Below are 17800 nucleotides of genomic sequence, written 5' to 3'. Positions count from 1 at the left end.
CCCGGAGGCAGCCCCGTGCCCGCGCACGACCCCCTGGCCCTCGAACGTGCCCATCTGACCGCCTCGCGCGCCGCCCTGCGCACCATGCGCGAGGACGTCCAGGCCCTGGACATCCGCGACGTCACGGCGAACTGGGTCAACCGCGTGGTCCTGGAAGCCCAGATCGAGGAGCGGATCAAGGCCCTCGCCGACCTCTCGCACACCCCGCTGTTCTTCGGCCGGCTCGACTACCTGCACACCACGCAGGAGGGGCAGCGCTTCTACATCGGGCGGCGCCACGTGCATGACGCCGAGGGTGACCCGATGGTGATCGACTGGCGCGCCCCGGTGTCGCAGCCGTTCTACCGGGCCTCCAGGAATGACCCGATGGACATCCGGCTGCGTCGCCGATTCGGCTACACCGCCGGCGACCTCACGGCCTATGAGGACGAGCACCTCACCGATCCCACCGAGGCCGACCGGACCAGCAAGCTGCTCCAGGCGGAGATCGAGCGGCCCCGCGTGGGCCCCATGCGGGACATCGTGGCGACGATCCAGCCCGAGCAGGACGAGATCGTGCGGTCGGGGCTGTCCGGCACGGTGTGCGTCCAGGGTGGCCCGGGCACCGGGAAGACGGCCGTGGGGCTGCACCGGGTGGCGTACCTGCTGTACGCGCACCGGGAACGGCTGGCCCGCACCGGCACGCTGGTGATCGGCCCGAACCGTTCCTTCCTCCACTACATCGAGCAAGTCCTCCCGGCACTGGGTGAGTTGGAGGTCCGGCAGGCGACGGTGGACGACCTCGTCGGACACGTCGAGGTCCGCGGCACCGACGAGGCCGCATCGGCGGTCGTCAAGGGCGACGCCCGGATGGCCGAGGTGCTGCGGCGTGCGGTGCGCTCGCACGTGACCATGCCGACCGAGGCCCTGATGGTGGTGCGCGGCTCGCGGCGCTGGCGCGTGCCCGCCCACGAACTGGAGGAGATCGTCCGGGAGCTGCTCGACCGGGACATCCGCTACGGCGCCGCCCGCGACGCCCTTCCGCAGCGCATCGCGCACGCGGTGCTCGTCCGCATGGAACGGTCGGGCGAGGCGCCGGACGACCGGGTCCAGGACGCGGTGGCACGCAACGCGGCGGTGAAGGCCGCGGTGAAGGCGGTCTGGCCGGTGGTGGATCCGGCGAAGCTCGTGCTGAGGCTGCTCTCCGAACCGGACTTCCTCGCGGAGCACGCGGACGGCGTGCTGACCGCCGACGAGCAGAAGGCCGTCCTGTGGACCCGGCCGCCGCGCTCGGTGCGCTCCGCGCGCTGGTCCCCGGCCGACGCGGTGCTCATCGACGAGGCGTACGACCTGGTCGAGCGCACGCACTCGTTGGGACACGTCGTCCTGGACGAGGCGCAGGACCTGTCACCGATGCAGTACCGCGCGGTGGGCCGCCGCTGCACGACGGGCTCCGCCACGGTGCTGGGCGACCTGGCGCAGGGCACCACTCCGTGGGCGACGCGCAGTTGGGCAGAGGCACTGGCCCACCTCGGGAAGCCCGATGCGGCGGTGGAGGAGCTGACGGCGGGATTCCGCGTGCCACGCGAGGTCATCGCATACGCGTCACGGCTGCTTCCCCACATGTCGCCGGGGCTGGCGGCGGTCCGCTCGGTGCGCGAGTCCCCCGGGTCCCTGGAGGTCCGTGCGACGGTCGGGGACGGGGACGCGGCGGTGGTGGACGCCTGCCGTGAGTCGCTCCGCCGCGAGGGCTCCATCGGTCTGATCGCGGCGGACGCCCGTGTCCCCGCGCTGGCGGAGGCGCTGGCCGCAGCCGGTTTGACCTACCTGTCCCCCGGCGAGGAGACGACCAGCGAGTCCCGGCTGACGTTGGTCCCGGCGTCGCTGGCGAAGGGTCTGGAGTACGACTACGTCGTCCTCGACGAGCCGGCGGCCGTCGTCGACGGCGAACCCGACGAACGCACGGGCCTGCGCCGCCTCTACGTGGCCCTCACCCGCGCGGTCTCGGGCCTGACGGTGCTCCACGCCTCGCCGCTGCCGCCCCAGCTGGCCTGAACGGTCGCGGAGGAACGGCCCGGGTGGGGCGCCCCGGGTCACCCGTCGAGCGCCTCCCGCCAGGTGCGCACCGCCTGCGCGTCCACCGGGGCCTCCCAGCCCTGCGGCCGAGCCGCGCCGCCGATGTGGAAGGCGTCGAGGCCCGCGGCGCGCAGGGCGGGGAGGTGGTCGAGGCGGAGGCCGCCGCCGACGAGCAGTTGCTTGTCGTAGCCCGGCTCACCGCGTCGCGCCGCCTCGGCGAGGAGCACGGGGAGTCCGTCGTCGACACCGGCCGCCGAACCCGCGGTGAGGTACGTGTCGAGGCCGGGAACGTCCGCGAGTTGCTTGCGCAGTGCGTCGCGGTCCGCCGCGCCGTCGATCGCCCGGTGGAAGGTCCACCGGCACCCCTTGAGCTCGGCCACGAGCCGTTCGACCGTCACGAGGTCGGGGTTGCCGTGTGCGTCGAGGAAGCCCAGGACGAACTCCTCCGCGCCCTCCTCCCGCAGCTCCCGTGCCGCGTGTACGAGTGCGTCGACGTCACCCGGGGCGAAGCCGTCCGCGAGCCGCAGCATCACCCGCAGGGGGAGGTCGACGGCTGCGCGGATCCGGGCGAAGGTCTCCCGCGAGGGCGTGAGGCCGTCCGCCGCCATGTCCCTGACGAGCTCCAGCCTGTCCGCCCCGCCGGACCGGGCGGCCACGGCGTCCTGCGCGTCGAGGGCGATCACTTCCAGGACCGCACGGTTGTTCATGACCGTCCTCCGCCACCATACAGGTCTAGTCCAATATCGGATCCAGCCTAGCCCCCGGATCCGCCACCCCGCCCAGTCGCCCCTCTTGCACTACATACGGGTGGGGGGTATACAAGATGAGCAAGTGATACCCTCTGGGGGTATACCGAAGAGGGTTGTACCGGAGCGATACGCGGAGATCGGGAGCGGAGCGGCACGCAATGAGCACCACGACGACGACCACCGAACTCACCATCGGCGGCATGACCTGCGCCTCGTGCGCGGCCCGCATCGAGAAGAAGTTCAACCGCATGGACGGGGTCGAGGCCACCGTCAACTACGCCACCGAGAAAGCCAAGATCACCTTCGCCGACGGCATCAGCGTTTCCGATCTGATCGCCACCGTCGAACGCACGGGCTACTCGGCGGAACCTCCCGCCCCACCAGCCATCCCGGAGAGCCCTCCCGGCGACGCGGGCACCGAATCCGCGGCACAACCCCGCACCGAGCCCGAGCTCGACGCGCTGCGGCAGCGCGTCCTCGTCTCGGCACTGCTCTCAGCGCCCGTCGTCATCCTGGCCATGGTCCCGTCCCTGCAGTTCACCTACTGGCAGTGGCTGTCCCTCACCCTTGCCGCGCCCGTCGTGGTCTGGGGCGCCGCCCCCTTCCACCGCGCCGCGTGGACCAACGCCCGGCACGGCGCCGCCACCATGGACACCCTGATCTCGCTGGGCACCACGGCCGCCTTCCTGTGGTCCCTGTGGGCGCTCTTCTTCGGGCACGCCGGGGCACCGGGCATGACCCACCCGTTCGAGCTGACCATCGCCCGCACCGACGGTGCAGGCAACATCTACCTGGAGGCCGCGGCCGGCGTCACCACCTTCATCCTGGCGGGCCGCTATTTCGAGGCCCGTTCCAAGCGCACCGCGGGGGCGGCCCTGCGCGCCCTGCTCGAACTCGGCGCGAAGGAGGTCACCGTCCTGCGCGACGGCCGCGAGGACACCGTCCCCATCAACCGGCTCGCGGTCGGCGACCGTTTCCTCGTACGGCCCGGTGAGAAGATCGCCACCGACGGCACCGTGGTCGAGGGCGCCTCCGCCGTCGACGCCTCCATGCTCACGGGCGAATCCGTACCCGTCGAGGTCACGGTCGGCGCACCCGTCGCGGGAGCCACCCTGAACGCCGGCGGTCGGCTCGTCGTCGAAGCCACCCGGGTCGGCGCCGACACCCAGCTGGCCCGCATGGCGAAGCTGGTCGAGGACGCGCAGAACGGCAAGGCGGCCGCCCAGCGACTCGCCGACCGCATCTCCGCCGTCTTCGTTCCGATCGTGATCGCCCTCGCCCTGGGAACCCTCGGCGTCTGGTGGGCCCTCGGCGAGGGGTGGACCGCCGCGTTCACCGCCGCGGTAGCCGTACTGATCATCGCCTGCCCCTGTGCGCTGGGCCTGGCCACACCCACCGCCCTCATGGTCGGCACCGGCCGGGGCGCCCAGCTCGGCATACTGATCAAGGGCCCGGAGGTCCTGGAGAACACGCACAAGGCCGACACCGTCGTCCTGGACAAGACCGGCACCGTCACCACCGGCCGCATGACCCTGCTCGCCACCCACACCGCCGAAGGAACCACCGTCTTCGAGGCCCTGCGGGTGGCGGGCGCCGTGGAGCACGCCTCCGAGCACCCCGTCGCACGTGCGGTCGCCGGCGGGGCGACCGAGCAGGCCGGCCCGCTCCCCGTCGTCACGGACTTCGTGAACGTGCCCGGACTCGGCGTCCGGGGCACGGTCGACGGCCGCGACGTCCTGGTCGGCCGCGCGAAGCTGCTCGCCGACCGGGCGATCGACCTGCCGCCCCTGCTCCGCAAGGCACAAGCGGAAGCCGAGGCCGCGGGCCGTACCGTCGTCACCGTCGCGTGGGACGGCGAGGCCCGCGCGGTACTCGAGGTCGCAGACGCGGTGAAGGACACCAGCGCCGAGGCGGTCGGTCGACTGCGCGCCCTCGGTCTGACCCCGATCCTCCTCACCGGCGACAACCGGGCCGTTGCGACCGCCGTCGCCGAAGAAGTCGGCATACCGGCCGAGAACGTGATCGCCGAGGTCCTGCCGGAGGACAAGGTCGCTGAGGTGAAGCGGCTCCAGGCGGAGGGCCGCACCGTCGCCATGGTCGGCGACGGCGTCAACGACGCCGCCGCGCTCGCCCAGGCCGACCTGGGCCTGGCGATGGGCACCGGCACGGACGCGGCCATCGAAGCGGGCGACCTCACCCTCGTCCGGGGCGACCTGCGCGCCGCGGCGGACGCCATCCGACTGGCGCGCCGCACGCTCGGCACGATCCGCTCGAACCTGTTCTGGGCGTTCGCCTACAACGTGGCCGCACTGCCCCTCGCCGCGGCCGGCCTCCTGAACCCGATGATCGCTGGCGCGGCGATGGCCTTCTCCTCCGTGTTCGTGGTGGGCAACAGCCTGCGGCTGCGGGGCTTCCAGGCGAAACGTCCGTAAGACCACCGTGGCAGTCCCGCGCCCGACCGTCACGGATCGGCCCCGGCAGTCCCGGCCGGGGCCGATCCGTACCCGCGGGACGGCATCGGCGGGAGGGCAGCAGGGCAGGGCGCGCCCGGCCGGGGCCCTCGTGGCACGGTCCGCGTCCTCGCTAGCCCCCCAGGCTCCCGCTTCCGAACGCACCGCCACTGCGGTCGCCGTGCTGCTTGCGCGCCTCCGGCCCCTTGCCGGTGCTGTGCGATGTGTGACTCTTCAGGTTGTACGGGAGGAGACGGCCCCCGTCGTCGGGGAACGCGCCCTCGTCCGACTCCCTCATCTCCTCGATGTGCTCGCGGTGGTCGGGCGCCTTCGGCTGCTCTTCGGGGCTCGGCGCACGCAGCTTCGCGCGCCGCCTGCCGTCCCACCACATGGCACCACCCAGGATGGCGACCAGGATGACTCCGAAGGTGAGCGGCCCGATGGCGGCCAGCGGGGTGGCAGCCAGCTCGCTGACCGGGCCGTTCTGGGCAATGAACAAGAGTGTCATGGTGTCTGCCTCCGCACACGGGGACGGCATACAAGCCCGCACGGTCATTATCGCCCGTTACGCCCGCTCCGCCACCGTCTCCGGCCCGGCGTTCGCCCGCCCGGGGAGCGAGCCGGGACGCGGGACCGCGGGCTCGCTGCGACGGACCCACAGGAGCGTTCCGAGGAAGAGGACTGCGCAGGCCAGCATCCAGGGCAACGGGCCCGGGCGAAGAAGGCCGACGGCCATGCCGACGAGGGCACCCGCCGCTTGCTGAGCGAGGGACTGGACGGACAAGGCGGAGGCTCGCCCCGAACTCATGACGTTCCGATGCATGAGTTCGTTCCCGCTCGGCCCCGCCACGCCCAGACCGAAATAGACCAGCCCGTACCCGAGGGCCGCGAGCGTCGTGGCGATGACGCCCCCGGAGGCCGCGGTGACGCCCAGCAGCAGCATGCCGCTCACCCCGGTGCCGAGGCCGATCAGGACCGTGCGTTCGCCGCTGCCCGAGGCCGAGACCGCCCAGGGTGCGATATGGCTGCCGATCCCGGAGCAAACGAAGCCCGCGCAGGCGAGCAGCGCGAAGGTGACGGCGCCCGACTCCGAACCGCCGGCCAGCGTCGCCGCTCGTCCGGGTGACAGGAGTTCGATGGCGGCCACTGCACTCCCCGCGGCCGCTGCACTGAGCATCACCCGTCGCACCAGGACATGGCGTCCGCCCATGCGCAACGCGCCCACGATGGCGACCGGAATGCCGCGCAGCACGTCGTGGAGCGCAGCTTTGGAGCGAGGCGGCTCATCCAGGGCGGACAGCACGTGGAGCACGAAGGCGATTTCGACCGCAACACCTAACAGCAGGGGGACGGAGAGCGGAAGCACCCGCCCCGAGGTGACTTCCTCGAGCCGACCACCGATTCCGGGTCCCGGTCCAAGAAGCCAGGGAAGTGCGCCGCCGAGTAGTGTGCCGGTCGCGAGCGCAGCCGATGTCGCGGAGGACCCGCGCGCAAGGCCGGTGCGCAGTTCGGCATCGGAACCGCCGTGCGCACGAACGGTGTCGACGTACCACGCCTCGGCAGGCCCGCTGGACAGGGCGCGGCCTGCTCCCAGGAGCACCATGCCGAGGGTGAGCACCAACGGGGTCCCACCCACGGCCTGGAGCGTGAGGGCGACCGAGTTGAGCAATCCGGCCGCGGCCAGCACGCCACGACGTCCGAGGACGTCGGACAACCCTCCGGTGGGCAGTTCCAGCACGGCTACCGTCAACGAGAACGCGGCAAAAGCACCTGCGATGGCCGCTAGCGTCATGCCGCGCTCGGTGAGCAGGAGGACCAGGGGAGCGATCGCCAGGCCGGACGGGAGCCAGAAGAGCACACAGACAGTGACGTATCGGCGGCGGGCGTTGCGTATGGTCGGCGACTCGTTCACGATTCGCCGCCGCCAGGCTCCGTTGGCTCCCCGGCGCCCGTAGCGGCGCGGCCCGGGGGGTGCGGCTCGTCGTCGCGGCCGCGCGGCGCGATGGGCAGACCGGCGGTGAAGAGCACGACCTGCATCGCGCGCGGGTCCTCGGCGTCGCGGGAGGTGAGCTCCTGCAGCTTGCCGTCGAGCGTCCCCCAGAGTTCGGCGAGGGACTCGGCGGTGAGCCGCGGCAGCATGTCACTGATCCCGGCCGGCTCCAGCCATTCCTGGCCCAGTCGTCCGGCGGCGAGGTCCGCCTCATGCCGGGCGACCGAGGCCTCCAGGTGCTCGATCTGCACCCTGCGCGTCTGACTGCGGTAGGCGCGGCCCTCCGGAGTGGACTCCATGGCGGCACTGCTCCACGCCGTCATCGAGTGCACGGCCCTCCAGCGACGCTCCCGCCCGTCCCGGTGCTCGGCCTCCGCAATGAATGCGTACTTCGCCAGGACGCGCAGGTGGTAGCTGGTGGAGGCGGACGACTCGCCGGTCCTGTGGGCGAGCTCGCTCGCCGTGGCCGGGCCGTCCTGCCTGAGCAACCCGAGCAGTTGGATGCGGAGGGGGTGGGTGAGCGCCTTCAAGGCCGCCGCGTCGTGCTCCGGGTCGAGTACCCGCTTGTCCTCGTCACTGGGCATGTCGGAACCGTAGGTCAGTCGAAGAATTCTGCACAACTATTTTTGCAAAAACTTCTTTGTATAAGGGCGTACTGACCTCGGCCGAGCCGCTCCCCGGAATCCCGGACGCCCCGGTCACGAGCCTCGGACGTCGCCCGTCAGCCGTCCCCCACCCGCATGGACAATGGCCTCATGGCCGACCTGAAGGATCTTCGCGCCCGCTGGAACGCCGCTCTCCGCGCCGCCCGTTCGGACCCCGGCGCCCCCGGCCCGTCCCCCGACCCGTCCCAATACGCGGACAACCTGCTGGCCCGCTGGGCCGAACCCCAACGGCGCTACCACACCACGGACCACCTGGCCGCGGTGCTCGACCACATCGACACGCTGGAGGGGTACGCCGACGACCCGAACCTGGTCCGGCTCGCCGCATGGTTCCACGACGCGATCTACCGCCCGGAGCTCTCCACCAACGAGGACCGCTCCGCCCGCCTCGCCGAGCGCGCCCTACCCGAGGCCGGGCTGAGCGGGACGGCGACGAAGGAGGTGGCCCGTCTCGTCCGGCTCACCCGGACCCACGACCCCGAGGGCGGGGACCGCAACGGGACGGTCCTGTGCGACGCCGACCTGGCGGTCCTCGCCTCCCCACCGGACGCGTACGCCGCCTACGCCGCCGCCGTCCGCGAGGAGTACGCCTTCGTGCCGGACGACCTCTTCCGCACGGGCCGCGCCGACGTCCTACGCCACCTCCTCGGCCTGCCCCGGCTCTTTCACACCCCGCACGGCGAGCACGCCTGGGAGTCCGCGGCCCGCCGCAACGTATCGGCAGAACTGGAGCAGTTGCTCGGATCGTGATCGGGGTGGGGCACGGCGCACGCCAGGCGGTCGGCCCCGGCCGACCGTCCCGGCCTGCGCCCCGGGCGCAGCCGCGCAGGCGTTCCGCCACCCGGAACCACCCGCAGTCGGCGCGCTCCTCCGCCCACGCCCCGCACCCGCGGCCGACGCCCGCCCGGTCGCCTCCACCGCCCCCTACCGCGCGGCACTCCACGCCCGGCGCCACCCGGCCCCTCGTACGCACCCGGCAGGCCCGCCGACGGGCGCGCCCGGCACGGCCCCCACCCGTTGGGGGACCCCGGCACACACCGGGACGTCACGCCCGGCGGTGCTTCGGGCGCCGCAGCCCCGCATCCGAGAGGCGGCGGACGAGCTCCTTGGAGCCGAGCTCCACCGCGCCCGCGCGCACGGCGTCCTCGTAGCGGTGAGACGGGACGTCATAGTGGTCGCGTTCGAAGGCACGCTGCGGGCATCCGATCGAGGCGGCGAACACGTGCAGCTCCTCGAAGGACACGTCGCTGACCAGGTGCGACCACAGGCGACCGTGCCCCGGCCAGGTCGGCGGGTCGATGTAGATCGTCACGACAGTCCGCCGACCGGGGCGACGACCACGCCCGCCTTCCCACAGACCCAGTGCGGATCGGGCCCCAACTCGGGCTCCACGTCCAGCGCGTGGGGCTCGCCACCGGTGCAGACCGGGCACAGCGGCCAGCGCCCGTACCGCTCCAGGAGGGCGTCCTGCACATCCTGGGCGACCAGCCCCGCCAGGTAGACGGCCCCCTCAGGCCACTGCTCGACCCACCAACGGCGTTGTGCGACCGACTCCTCCACCAGCGAGACGACCTCGGCGTGGGCCACGTCGCGGGCGACGAGGTCCGCGAGCACCAGGGCCCGGGCGGCATGGAGCGCCTGCTCCTGCGGGTTGACGTCCATGGAGACATTGTCACCCCGGTGGCCACCGCCCCACCCACAGGCCGGTCGCCCCCACCCGGAACGCGCCCCCGGCGCGTGCGACGCGCTCGTGCCGCCGCACCCCCCCGCGCAGGGGGTTGACCACCCCACCTGAGCGAAAATATCTTTCAGCAATGATCCGTGAACTGAAGGAATCTTTCACCGACGAGATCGGTGCGGGCCCCACGGGCCCACCTCCACCCGCCCCGCCCCCACCCACGCCACCTGCTCCCGCGGCCCTCGCGGCGAAAGTGCGCACGCTCGCGCCGTCCATGACCCGCTCCATGCAGCGGGTCGCCGAAGCCGTCGCCCGCGACCCGGCAGGCTGCGCCGCGCTCACGGTCACCGGACTCGCCGAGCTCACCGGCACCAGCGAGGCCACCGTGGTCCGCACGGCCCGCCTCCTCGGCTACCCCGGCTACCGCGACCTGCGCCTCGCACTCGCGGGGCTCGCCGCCCAGCAGCAGTCCGGGCGCGGCCCGGCGGTCACCGCAGACATCTCGGTCGACGACCCCATAGCCGACGTGGTCGCCAAGCTCGCCCACGACGAGCAGCAGACCCTCGCCGACACGGCGTCCGGCCTGGACACGGGACAGCTCGGCGCCGCCGTCAGCGCACTCGCCGCAGCCCGCCGGGTCGACGTCTACGGTGTCGGCGCGTCGGGACTGGTCGCCCAGGACCTCGCCCAGAAGCTGCTGCGCATCGGTCTGGTCGCCCACGCCCACAGCGACCCGCACCTCGCCGTCACCAACGCCGTCCAGCTCCGCTCCGGCGACGTGGCGATCGCGATCAGCCACTCGGGCTCGACCGGCGACATCATCGAACCCCTCCGCGTCGCCTTCGACCACGGCGCCACGACGGTCGCGATCACCGGGCGCCCGGACGGCCCGGTCTCCCAGTACGCGGACCACGTCCTGACCACGTCCACCGCCCGTGAGAGCGAGCTGCGCCCGGCGGCCATGTCCTCCCGCACGAGCCAGCTCCTCGTCGTCGACTGCTTGTTCATCGGCGTCGCGCAGCGTACGTACGACACGGCCGCACCCGCTCTCGCCGCGTCCTACGAGGCCCTCGCCCACCGCCACAGCTCCCGGACCCGCTGAACCACCGAAAGACCGCTTCCATGACCTCCACGCCCCGCCCGGACGGACTGCGCGCGCAACTGGCGGCCCTCACCACCGAGTCCATCCGCCCCGAACTCGCCGACATCGACCGGCTGCCCACCGCGGAGATCGCCCGCATCATGAACGGCGAGGACCGGACCGTCCCCACCGCCGTCGCCGCACAACTGCCCGCCATCGCCGCCGCGATCGACGCGACCGCCGAGCGGATGGGCCGCGGCGGACGCCTCGTGTACGCGGGCGCAGGAACGGCGGGGCGGCTCGGGGTGCTGGACGCCAGCGAGTGCCCACCGACCTTCAACACCGCACCGGGCGAGGTCGTCGGACTGATCGCCGGCGGCCCCACGGCGATGGTGGACGCGGTCGAAGGCGCTGAGGACTCCAAGCAGCTCGCAGCCGGCGACCTCGACGGCCTCGGCATCTCCGCACCCGACACCGTGGTCGGCGTCTCGGCCTCCGGCCGCACCCCGTACGCGATCGGAGCCGTCGAACACGCCCGTGCACACGGAGCACTGACGATCGGTCTCGCCTGCAACGCGGACAGCGCACTCGCGGCGGCCGCGGAGCACGGCATCGAGATCGTCACCGGACCCGAACTGCTGGCCGGGTCCACCCGGTTGAAGGCGGGCACCGCCCAGAAGCTCGTCCTCAACATGATCTCGACGATCACGATGATCCGCCTCGGGAAGACCTACGGGAACCTCATGGTCGACGTGCGCGCTTCGAACGACAAGCTGCGGGCGCGCTCCCGCCACATCGTGGCCCTCGCGACCGGAGCCCGGGACGACGCGATCGACGCGGCGCTGGAGGCGGCCGACGGCGAGGTCAAGACGGCGATCCTCATGCTCCTCGCCGATCTGGACGCCCCAGCGGCCGCCGACCGCCTCAAAGGGACGAACGGCCGCCTCCGCGAGGCGCTGCTCGACTGAGCGGCTGGGACGGCACGTCCGGGACAGCAGGTCCGGGGCAGCGGGTCCGGGACGGCACGTCCGACGCAGCGCCGGTGAGCAGCTCGACGTGACCCGGTGCCTTTCAGCCGGCGCCGTTCACCCCGGCCCCGCTCCCCGGCTCAGCGGGTCGTACGGAGTCCGCGGCCGGGGACCGCGCCGGAGACCCGAACCGGCGTTCCCCGGCCGGGACCGACCGGCCCACCGCACCGCCGGCCCCATCGCGTACGACGCCCCCACGAACAGCCCGCCCAGCACCAGCCACCCCGGCACGCCCCAGGTGACCAGCAGTGCAGTGAGCAACAGGGGCCCCGCAGTACGGGCAACGGTCACCCCCGTGCCGTAGAACCCCTGGTACTCGCCGATCCGCCCGTCCGGAGCGAGGCCGAAGCCGATCTGCCACGACCCCGCCGAGTGCAGCATCTCCCCCGCCACCTGCACCACAGCACCGACGACCAGCACCACGACCGCCGCCCACACCGGGACCCCGGCCGCCGACAGGGCGAAGACCGCGCACGAGGCGAGCAGGGTCCACCCGGACCGCCGTACGGCGCCCACTGCCGTTCCCAGCGACGTGACTCCCCGTGCGGTCCGCACTTGGAACGCCGCCACAGCAACGGTGTTGAGGACGAACAGCGCGGACACGACCCATTCCGGCGCCTCCGTGCGCTCACCGACCCACAGCGGTATCCCGAGGCTGAGCAACGGCATCCGCAACAGCAGCACGGCGTTGAGCAGGGTGATCAGTGCGTACGGACGGTCCCCCAGCACCGCGAGGGCCGACCCCCTCTCCACCACCACCGGCTGCACGCCGGGCAGCCGCGCCAGCACCAGCGCGCACACCAGGAAGCTCACCGCGTCCAGCGCGAAGACCGCGAGGTAGCCCGACCGCGTGCCGGAGTACAGCGCGAGTCCACCGATCCCGGCGCCCACGGCGAGCCCCGCGTTGAGGGTCGACTGCAGATGGGCCAGGACAGCGGTCCGCCCTCCCGGCTCGACGAGCCCCGCGAGCAGCGCCTGCCGGGCGGCCGCCAGCCCCGACTGGGCGGTGGCGTAGACGCACACAGCCAGGAGGAACGGCCAGAAGGACCTGATGACCAGGAACGACGCCACGGCCCCACTTGTCGCCAGCGCGAACAGCACCGCCGCTCCGCGCGGTCCCCGCCGGTCGGCGAGCCGCCCGAGCGGCACGCCCAGGCCCGAGCCGACCGCCCAGGCAAGGGTGAGCCCGAGTCCGACCCGCTCCGGGGCGAGTCCGACGACGGAGGTGAAGTAGAGCGCGGAGGTGACGTAATAGGCGCCGTCACCCAGGGAGTTGACCAGCTGGGCGCTGGCGAGGACGCGGGCGGGCCCGGCTGGCGGCAGGATGCGGTGTGTCGTCACCCCCCGAAGCTACGGCCCAAATGACCCACCCCCCAGGGCCATTCACGAGGCGGTCTGGTGGGCAACTCGGCCGTGGTTCCCGGCACCGGGGCGGCCCCGCACCCGAGGCTCCCGGGCGCCGGGCCGGGTCGGGTCGGGTCGGGTCGGCAGCAGCCGGGCGGTCGGACCTGGCCGTCAAGAAGCCGGACCGTCGAACGAGTCCGGTAGGCGTCCGTCAGACGGGTGGCCGGGTGCCGCTCACGACGGTGGCGTACAACTCCTCGGACGTCGCCACGTGCGGCACCAGGCCGGAGCGCTCGACCGCCTCCACTGCGGCCGCAGCCTGCCGCTCGCCGGTCTCGAACAGCAGACACCCGCCCGGCGCGAGCCACTGCCGCGCCCCTGCCGTCACCCTCCGCAGCACGTCCAGCCCGTCCGCACCGCCGTCGAGCGCCACCAGCGGCTCGTGGACGCGTGCCTCGGCGGGGAGCAGTCCGACCTCTCCGGTCGGCACATAAGGGACGTTGGCGGCCAGGAGGTCGACCCGTCCGCGCAGCGCACCGGGCAGCGCGGCGAAGAGATCACCCTCGTGGACGAGGCCGCCCGTTCCCGTCACGTTGCGCCGGGCGCAGCGCACCGCCGCCGGTTCCACGTCCGCGGCGTGCAGTTCTGCACCACCCAGCGCCGCGACGAGCGCGGCACCCACCGCACCCGAACCACAGCACAGGTCGACGACCACGGCCGCGTCCGGGCGCGCGGCGAGGGCCTCTCGGACGAGGAACTCCGTGCGGCGGCGCGGCACGAACACCCCCGGGTCCACGGTGAGGCGCAGACCGCAGAACTCGGCCCAGCCGAGAACGTGCTCGAGGGGATGGCCCTCGACGCGACGGTCCAGCATCGCGGCGAGTTCCGTGTCGGTCCGCGCCGCGGCGAGGAGCAGCTCCGCCTCGTCCTCGGCGAAGACGCAGCCCGCGGCGCGCAGCCGCCCGACGAGGACGGGAAGATCAATGGAAAAACGGGAAGAGGAGAACACGGGAGCCTTTCGACACACCTGAACACCCGGCACCCGGAAGCTGGCTCCGGAGTGCCGAGCGGGGCTCCCTCGTCGACCTACAGCGGCGCGGAGGCGAGCACCCGGCTTGCAACAGCGGTAATGGGTCTCACCTCCTACGTCGTGGCACTGCTAGAGGAAGCCACCCTACCCCGGCAGCCGCCGCTGCCGGTTGCGCTCCTGCACCCGCGCCCTCAGCACCTCGCCCGGCGGCGCCGGGCGCAACGCATCGGGCGGACAGTCCCACTCGCACCCGCCGCCCGGGGGCCGCAGCTGCACGTACGGACCCACGTTCCCCATGACCCGACCGATGCGCCCGTCCCGGGCGTCGATCACGTACTCGTCCGTGTTCACTTGCGGACCTCGTGCAGAACGGCGGCGAGCCGCAACGCGGTGTCCAGGTTGCAGCGCCCCAGATCGACCAGGGGGTACGCGCTCGACTCGCCGGCGAGCGACACGGGGTCCACCCGCAGGGAGGGCAGGACCACCCCGGTTCCGTCGAGCTCGGTCCGCAACTGGGACACGACTTCCTCCGCCACCCGCAGCCGCTCTGCTGATCGCACCATTCGACGCCCACCTCCACGCTGAGTATTCGCCTTCTCTACACAGAGTGGTCGTCGCGGGGTAGCCTGACCAGTAGGGGCGCCCCAACAACCCCACGTGCGTGACACGGAGTTGACATGCCAGGACCGAAGGATTTAGACCCCTCCACGTCTCCGCGGGCCCTACTGGGCGCCGAGCTGCGGCATGCCCGCGAGAAGGCCGGACTGAGCCAACGGGAGCTGGGTGAGCCGCTCTTCGTGAGCGCCTCGTTCATCGGCCAGCTGGAGGCGGGCACCCGCAGGATGCAGCACGACATCGCGCGCAGGATCGACGAGACCCTGGGAACGAACGGCTTCTTCGAGCGGAATTGTCGGGCGGCCAACAAGTCGAGGTACCCGGACCACTTCGCGGAGGCGGCCGAAGCGGAAGCGTTCGCGACGACCATCAGGGAGTACGCACCGCTGCTGATTCCGGGGCTTCTTCAGACGGAGGCGTACGCACGGGCGGTGTTCCGCGCCTACCAGCCGACGGCCCCGGAAGCGGTCATCGACGACCTGGTCGAGGCCCGGCTCGAGCGGGCGCGACTGCTCGACGATCCAACACGGCCGATGTTGTGGACGGTCCTGGACGAGGCGGTGCTGCGCCGCGAGGTCGGCGGCGAGGGGGTGATGGCGGAAGCACTGGGGCACATCGGGGCGCTGGCGCGTCGACACCGGGTGATCGTGCAGGTGCTGCCGTTCGCGGCGGGGGCGCACATGGCGCTGGAGGGCGCGCTGAAGCTCATGGCTTTCACCGATGCACCCCCACTCGCCTACCTCCAGGGCTTGGGAACAGGACAGTTGGAGGACGACCCGGCCACTGTCGCACGCCATGAACTGACCTTCGATCTGGTCGCGGCCAGTGCGCTGTCGCCTGCGGAGTCGCTGGCCCTGATCGAGTCCGTGGCGGAGGATTACGCCCATGAAGATCAGCAGTCCTGAGTACGACCTGAGCACCGCAATCTGGCACAAGTCCAGCTACAGCGGCGGCAGCGGCGGCGACTGCCTCGAAGTCGCCGACGACCACCCCGGTGTCGTCCCCGTCCGCGACTCCAAGAACCCCGACGGCCCCAGGCTCGTGTTCCGGGCCGCCGCATGGTCCGCGTTCGTGGCGGACCTCAAGAACGGCTAGGGCGGAAGCGCCTGGAGCTGTTCCCGGCCGGAAGCAGCTCCTCTCCCGCCGTCAACACCTCCTCCGCCGCCTCCGGCGTCAGCGTCTCCTCGATCGAGACGACGGCCCGGCGCAGCGCCGCCCCGGTCTGGTACGGGAAGTCCGTGCCCAGCACCAAGCGGTCCACGCCGTAGGAGTCGGCCGCCGCGCGCAGGGCCGGGGCGTGCCCGTGGGCGACGGTGTCGTAGTACATGAAGCGCGCCGCGTGCGTCGGCATCATGTCGACGTCCGGGGCCTCCCACCGGACGTGCTCATCCGCGCGGGGCAGCAGCATGGGCAGCGCCCCGCCGAGGTGCGAGTGGACGATCCGCACCCGTGGGAAGCGGTTCGGGACGCCCTCCAGGATCAGGTGCATCGCGCAGATGGTGTCCTCCATGGGGGCGCCGACCATCCACCGCATCCGGTTCCGGGCGATCAGGGGTGATCCGGCGTCCCGCCCCGCGGGGTGGATGCTCAGGCATGCGGCCCGGAGGTTCAACTCCTCGAACAGGGGCCAGAAGAACGGGTCACCGAGACTCCGCCCGAGGACGGACGTGGTGACGCCGACGCCGGCCATCCGCAGGTCGTCGAGGGCCCGCGCCATCTCGCCGAGCGAGGCGTCGAGATGCGGCAGCGGAAGGGTGGCGAACGCGGAGAACCGCTCGGGATGGTCGCGGACGACTCCGGCGTAGTGGTCGTTCGCGAGCCGGGCCGCCGCCAGCGCTTCCTGCTCGGCCGGGAAGTACGGGCTCTGCGGCGAGACGGACAGGACCTGGTGGTCGATCCCGGCTGCGTCGTTCATCGCGAACCGGGCGTCGAGCTCCGCCGGGCTGTCGCCCGCTCCCAGGCCCCGCTGCGTGGCGGTGTCCTCGCGCCCATAGGACTCCAGGAGGCGGAGATAGTCCTCGCTCCACAGGTGGGCGTGCACATCGATCCGCATCATCTCCAGCTTCACGCCGGCGCCGTGCGGTGTCCACCGGAGTCCGGCGACCCACCGCCGGGGGAGCGCGGCTCCTGCACGGGCCCGCCGGACGGGCCGGTGCGGGCGATGCAGGAGTCCGCCGGCTCGAGAGGGCTCGGCAGCCGGGCCCGGCTGCGCGGGATCTGTGGTCCGGTCGTGCCTGCCGCGCGGACCGGGGTTCCGCCCGGGCACTCCGGATGCGATCCGGGGCCCTCGCGGAACCGGGCGGTGGGCCCCGGTCTGTTCCCGGTCGTACGGCGGCGCCGCTCGGTGCGGCCCCGTCGGCGACCGGCGTTCAGGAGCCCGCGCCACCGCCACCGTGCAGGTCTGTGCGGGCGCTCCGGCGATCGTCGCGGGTGCTCGTCCACGACCCGGCCCCGCCGGTGAGCCGGGCCCAGCACACGGGCTCGCCGCTCGGCAAGCCCCATGCTCCGGATCTCGCCAACCTCCTTGTCGGGATGACGAGTTGTCCGCAACGAACGACCCGTCCCGAGCTCGTGGCCCGACCTCCGCTCCGGGCAGCTTGCCGGTCGCCCGAGCACCCGTTCGCCTCCGCCGGAACACGCCGGCGAGCCGGCCGCCCCTCGGCCGCCGCCGGCTCCGCTCCCCTGGCCACGGCCCAACGGCTCGTGCCGCGGATACGCGCTGCGGGTTCCCCCTTCTCCGCCCGCTCGGGACTCCACCCGCGGAGACAGCTCAAGGACGGTGCGCACTAAGGCATTTCGAGCCAGTGCCGATCAGAATCGGACACTCCGGGATGCAACCGGGCGGGATGCGCTGGGATGTCCGGATACCGCAGTCGCGGACACCGCAGTCGGCACAATCCGTCTGGGAGGCAGGCATGGAAGGCATCACCACGGCAGTCCCATCGGAGCCCGACCTAGGGATGCCCGACCCCGCACCGTGCCACTGCCGGAAACGCCGGGACAGCGCGCGGCCCGGACCTGCCGAAGAGCGGTTCCGGGGGTTGCTGGAGGCGGCGCCGGACGCCATGGTGATCGTCGACGACGCAGGAACCATCCGCCTCGTCAACGCCCAGAC

The 17800-nt window shown here is 72.5% G+C and carries 19 protein-coding genes; 8 read left to right on the top strand and 11 right to left on the bottom strand.

The features are described 5' to 3' along the window. Positions 1 to 84 precede the first annotated feature (84 nt). Positions 85 to 2034 (top strand): HelD family protein, encoded by a 1950-nt coding sequence (locus ACFXOM_RS21505; RefSeq protein ID WP_384944542.1) that lies wholly within the window; start codon positions 85 to 87, stop codon positions 2032 to 2034. A 38-nt stretch (positions 2035 to 2072) separates the two neighbouring features. Here the strand turns inward: ACFXOM_RS21505 and ACFXOM_RS21500 are convergent, their stop codons facing one another. Next, entirely contained in the window at positions 2073 to 2762 is a 690-nt protein-coding gene (locus ACFXOM_RS21500) for a copper homeostasis protein CutC (protein ID WP_385038817.1), read from the bottom strand. Positions 2763 to 2962: 200 nt separating this feature from the next. Here ACFXOM_RS21500 and ACFXOM_RS21495 point away from each other — a divergent pair, with 200 nt between their 5' ends. Continuing rightward, on the top strand, positions 2963 to 5236 hold the full coding sequence (locus ACFXOM_RS21495; protein ID WP_385038814.1) for a heavy metal translocating P-type ATPase: 2274 nt from the start codon (positions 2963 to 2965) through the stop codon (positions 5234 to 5236). Between the two features lie 151 nt (positions 5237 to 5387). Here the strand turns inward: ACFXOM_RS21495 and ACFXOM_RS21490 are convergent, their stop codons facing one another. From ACFXOM_RS21490 to ACFXOM_RS21480, 3 genes are read right to left on the bottom strand one after another with little or no spacing between them, the layout of a single operon-like run. Then, on the bottom strand, positions 5388 to 5762 hold the full coding sequence (locus tag ACFXOM_RS21490; protein ID WP_384936953.1) for a DUF6479 family protein: 375 nt from the start codon (positions 5760 to 5762) through the stop codon (positions 5388 to 5390). Between the two features lie 57 nt (positions 5763 to 5819). Next, a complete protein-coding gene (locus tag ACFXOM_RS21485) occupies positions 5820 to 7166 on the bottom strand; it encodes an MFS transporter (RefSeq protein WP_385038811.1) in 1347 nt (448 codons plus the stop codon). Next, positions 7163 to 7828, bottom strand: a complete 666-nt coding sequence (locus tag ACFXOM_RS21480) for a helix-turn-helix domain-containing protein (RefSeq protein ID WP_385038808.1) — start codon at positions 7826 to 7828, stop codon at positions 7163 to 7165. The genes ACFXOM_RS21485 and ACFXOM_RS21480 overlap by 4 nt, the downstream gene beginning before the upstream one ends. Before the next feature lie 171 nt (positions 7829 to 7999). Here ACFXOM_RS21480 and ACFXOM_RS21475 point away from each other — a divergent pair, with 171 nt between their 5' ends. Continuing rightward, a complete protein-coding gene (locus ACFXOM_RS21475; RefSeq protein ID WP_384936945.1) occupies positions 8000 to 8659 on the top strand; it encodes a hypothetical protein in 660 nt (219 codons plus the stop codon). A 295-nt stretch (positions 8660 to 8954) separates the two neighbouring features. Here the strand turns inward: ACFXOM_RS21475 and ACFXOM_RS21470 are convergent, their stop codons facing one another. Continuing rightward, complete coding sequence (locus ACFXOM_RS21470) at positions 8955 to 9221, bottom strand: DUF4031 domain-containing protein (protein WP_384944499.1); 267 nt, start codon at positions 9219 to 9221, stop codon at positions 8955 to 8957. Then, entirely contained in the window at positions 9218 to 9571 is a 354-nt protein-coding gene (locus ACFXOM_RS21465; protein WP_384936939.1) for a hypothetical protein, read from the bottom strand. Before ACFXOM_RS21465 ends, ACFXOM_RS21470 begins: the two co-directional genes overlap by 4 nt. Before the next feature lie 152 nt (positions 9572 to 9723). Between ACFXOM_RS21465 and ACFXOM_RS21460 the strand changes: the two genes are divergently transcribed. Both ACFXOM_RS21460 and murQ read left to right on the top strand, forming a co-directional pair. Continuing rightward, a complete protein-coding gene (locus ACFXOM_RS21460; protein ID WP_384936938.1) occupies positions 9724 to 10689 on the top strand; it encodes a MurR/RpiR family transcriptional regulator in 966 nt (321 codons plus the stop codon). Between the two features lie 20 nt (positions 10690 to 10709). After that, positions 10710 to 11636: an N-acetylmuramic acid 6-phosphate etherase gene (gene murQ, locus ACFXOM_RS21455; protein WP_384936935.1), complete on the top strand. Its 927-nt coding sequence runs from the start codon at positions 10710 to 10712 to the stop codon at positions 11634 to 11636. A 117-nt stretch (positions 11637 to 11753) separates the two neighbouring features. On the opposite strand, the gene ACFXOM_RS21450 is transcribed toward murQ, so the two are convergent. The 4 genes from ACFXOM_RS21450 to ACFXOM_RS21435 form a co-directional block, all read right to left on the bottom strand. Beyond that, positions 11754 to 13037: an MFS transporter gene (locus ACFXOM_RS21450; protein ID WP_385038805.1), complete on the bottom strand. Its 1284-nt coding sequence runs from the start codon at positions 13035 to 13037 to the stop codon at positions 11754 to 11756. 214 nt (positions 13038 to 13251) lie between these two features. Next, the gene (locus ACFXOM_RS21445; RefSeq protein ID WP_385038802.1) at positions 13252 to 14049 is read right to left on the bottom strand and encodes a putative protein N(5)-glutamine methyltransferase; all 798 of its coding nucleotides are present in this window, start codon (positions 14047 to 14049) and stop codon (positions 13252 to 13254) included. Between the two features lie 165 nt (positions 14050 to 14214). Next, a complete protein-coding gene (locus tag ACFXOM_RS21440) occupies positions 14215 to 14421 on the bottom strand; it encodes a hypothetical protein (protein WP_384936997.1) in 207 nt (68 codons plus the stop codon). Next, the gene (locus tag ACFXOM_RS21435; protein WP_384936926.1) at positions 14418 to 14633 is read right to left on the bottom strand and encodes a hypothetical protein; all 216 of its coding nucleotides are present in this window, start codon (positions 14631 to 14633) and stop codon (positions 14418 to 14420) included. Before ACFXOM_RS21435 ends, ACFXOM_RS21440 begins: the two co-directional genes overlap by 4 nt. Positions 14634 to 14747: 114 nt before the next feature. Here ACFXOM_RS21435 and ACFXOM_RS21430 point away from each other — a divergent pair, with 114 nt between their 5' ends. Both ACFXOM_RS21430 and ACFXOM_RS21425 read left to right on the top strand, forming a co-directional pair. Next, positions 14748 to 15590, top strand: a complete 843-nt coding sequence (locus ACFXOM_RS21430; RefSeq protein ID WP_385038799.1) for a Scr1 family TA system antitoxin-like transcriptional regulator — start codon at positions 14748 to 14750, stop codon at positions 15588 to 15590. Beyond that, positions 15571 to 15780 carry a DUF397 domain-containing protein gene (locus tag ACFXOM_RS21425; RefSeq protein WP_385038796.1) on the top strand — a complete coding sequence of 70 codons (210 nt, stop codon included), beginning with the start codon at positions 15571 to 15573 and terminating at the stop codon, positions 15778 to 15780. The genes ACFXOM_RS21430 and ACFXOM_RS21425 overlap by 20 nt, the downstream gene beginning before the upstream one ends. Here the strand turns inward: ACFXOM_RS21425 and ACFXOM_RS21420 are convergent. Then, positions 15767 to 16753, bottom strand: coding sequence for an amidohydrolase family protein (locus ACFXOM_RS21420; protein WP_385038793.1), 987 nt, complete (start codon positions 16751 to 16753; stop codon positions 15767 to 15769). The two genes, ACFXOM_RS21425 and ACFXOM_RS21420, sit on opposite strands and share 14 nt — an antisense overlap. An 847-nt stretch (positions 16754 to 17600) precedes the next feature. Here ACFXOM_RS21420 and ACFXOM_RS21415 point away from each other — a divergent pair. Continuing rightward, on the top strand, positions 17601 to 17800 hold a 200-nt coding region (locus ACFXOM_RS21415; RefSeq protein WP_385038791.1), incomplete at its 3' end, for a PAS domain-containing protein.

Origin of the sequence: Streptomyces sp. NPDC059169 (assembly GCF_042755225.1) — a bacterium.
Taxonomy (GTDB): domain Bacteria; phylum Actinomycetota; class Actinomycetes; order Streptomycetales; family Streptomycetaceae; genus Streptomyces.
This window is presented reverse-complemented; position numbering and strand designations above follow the sequence as displayed.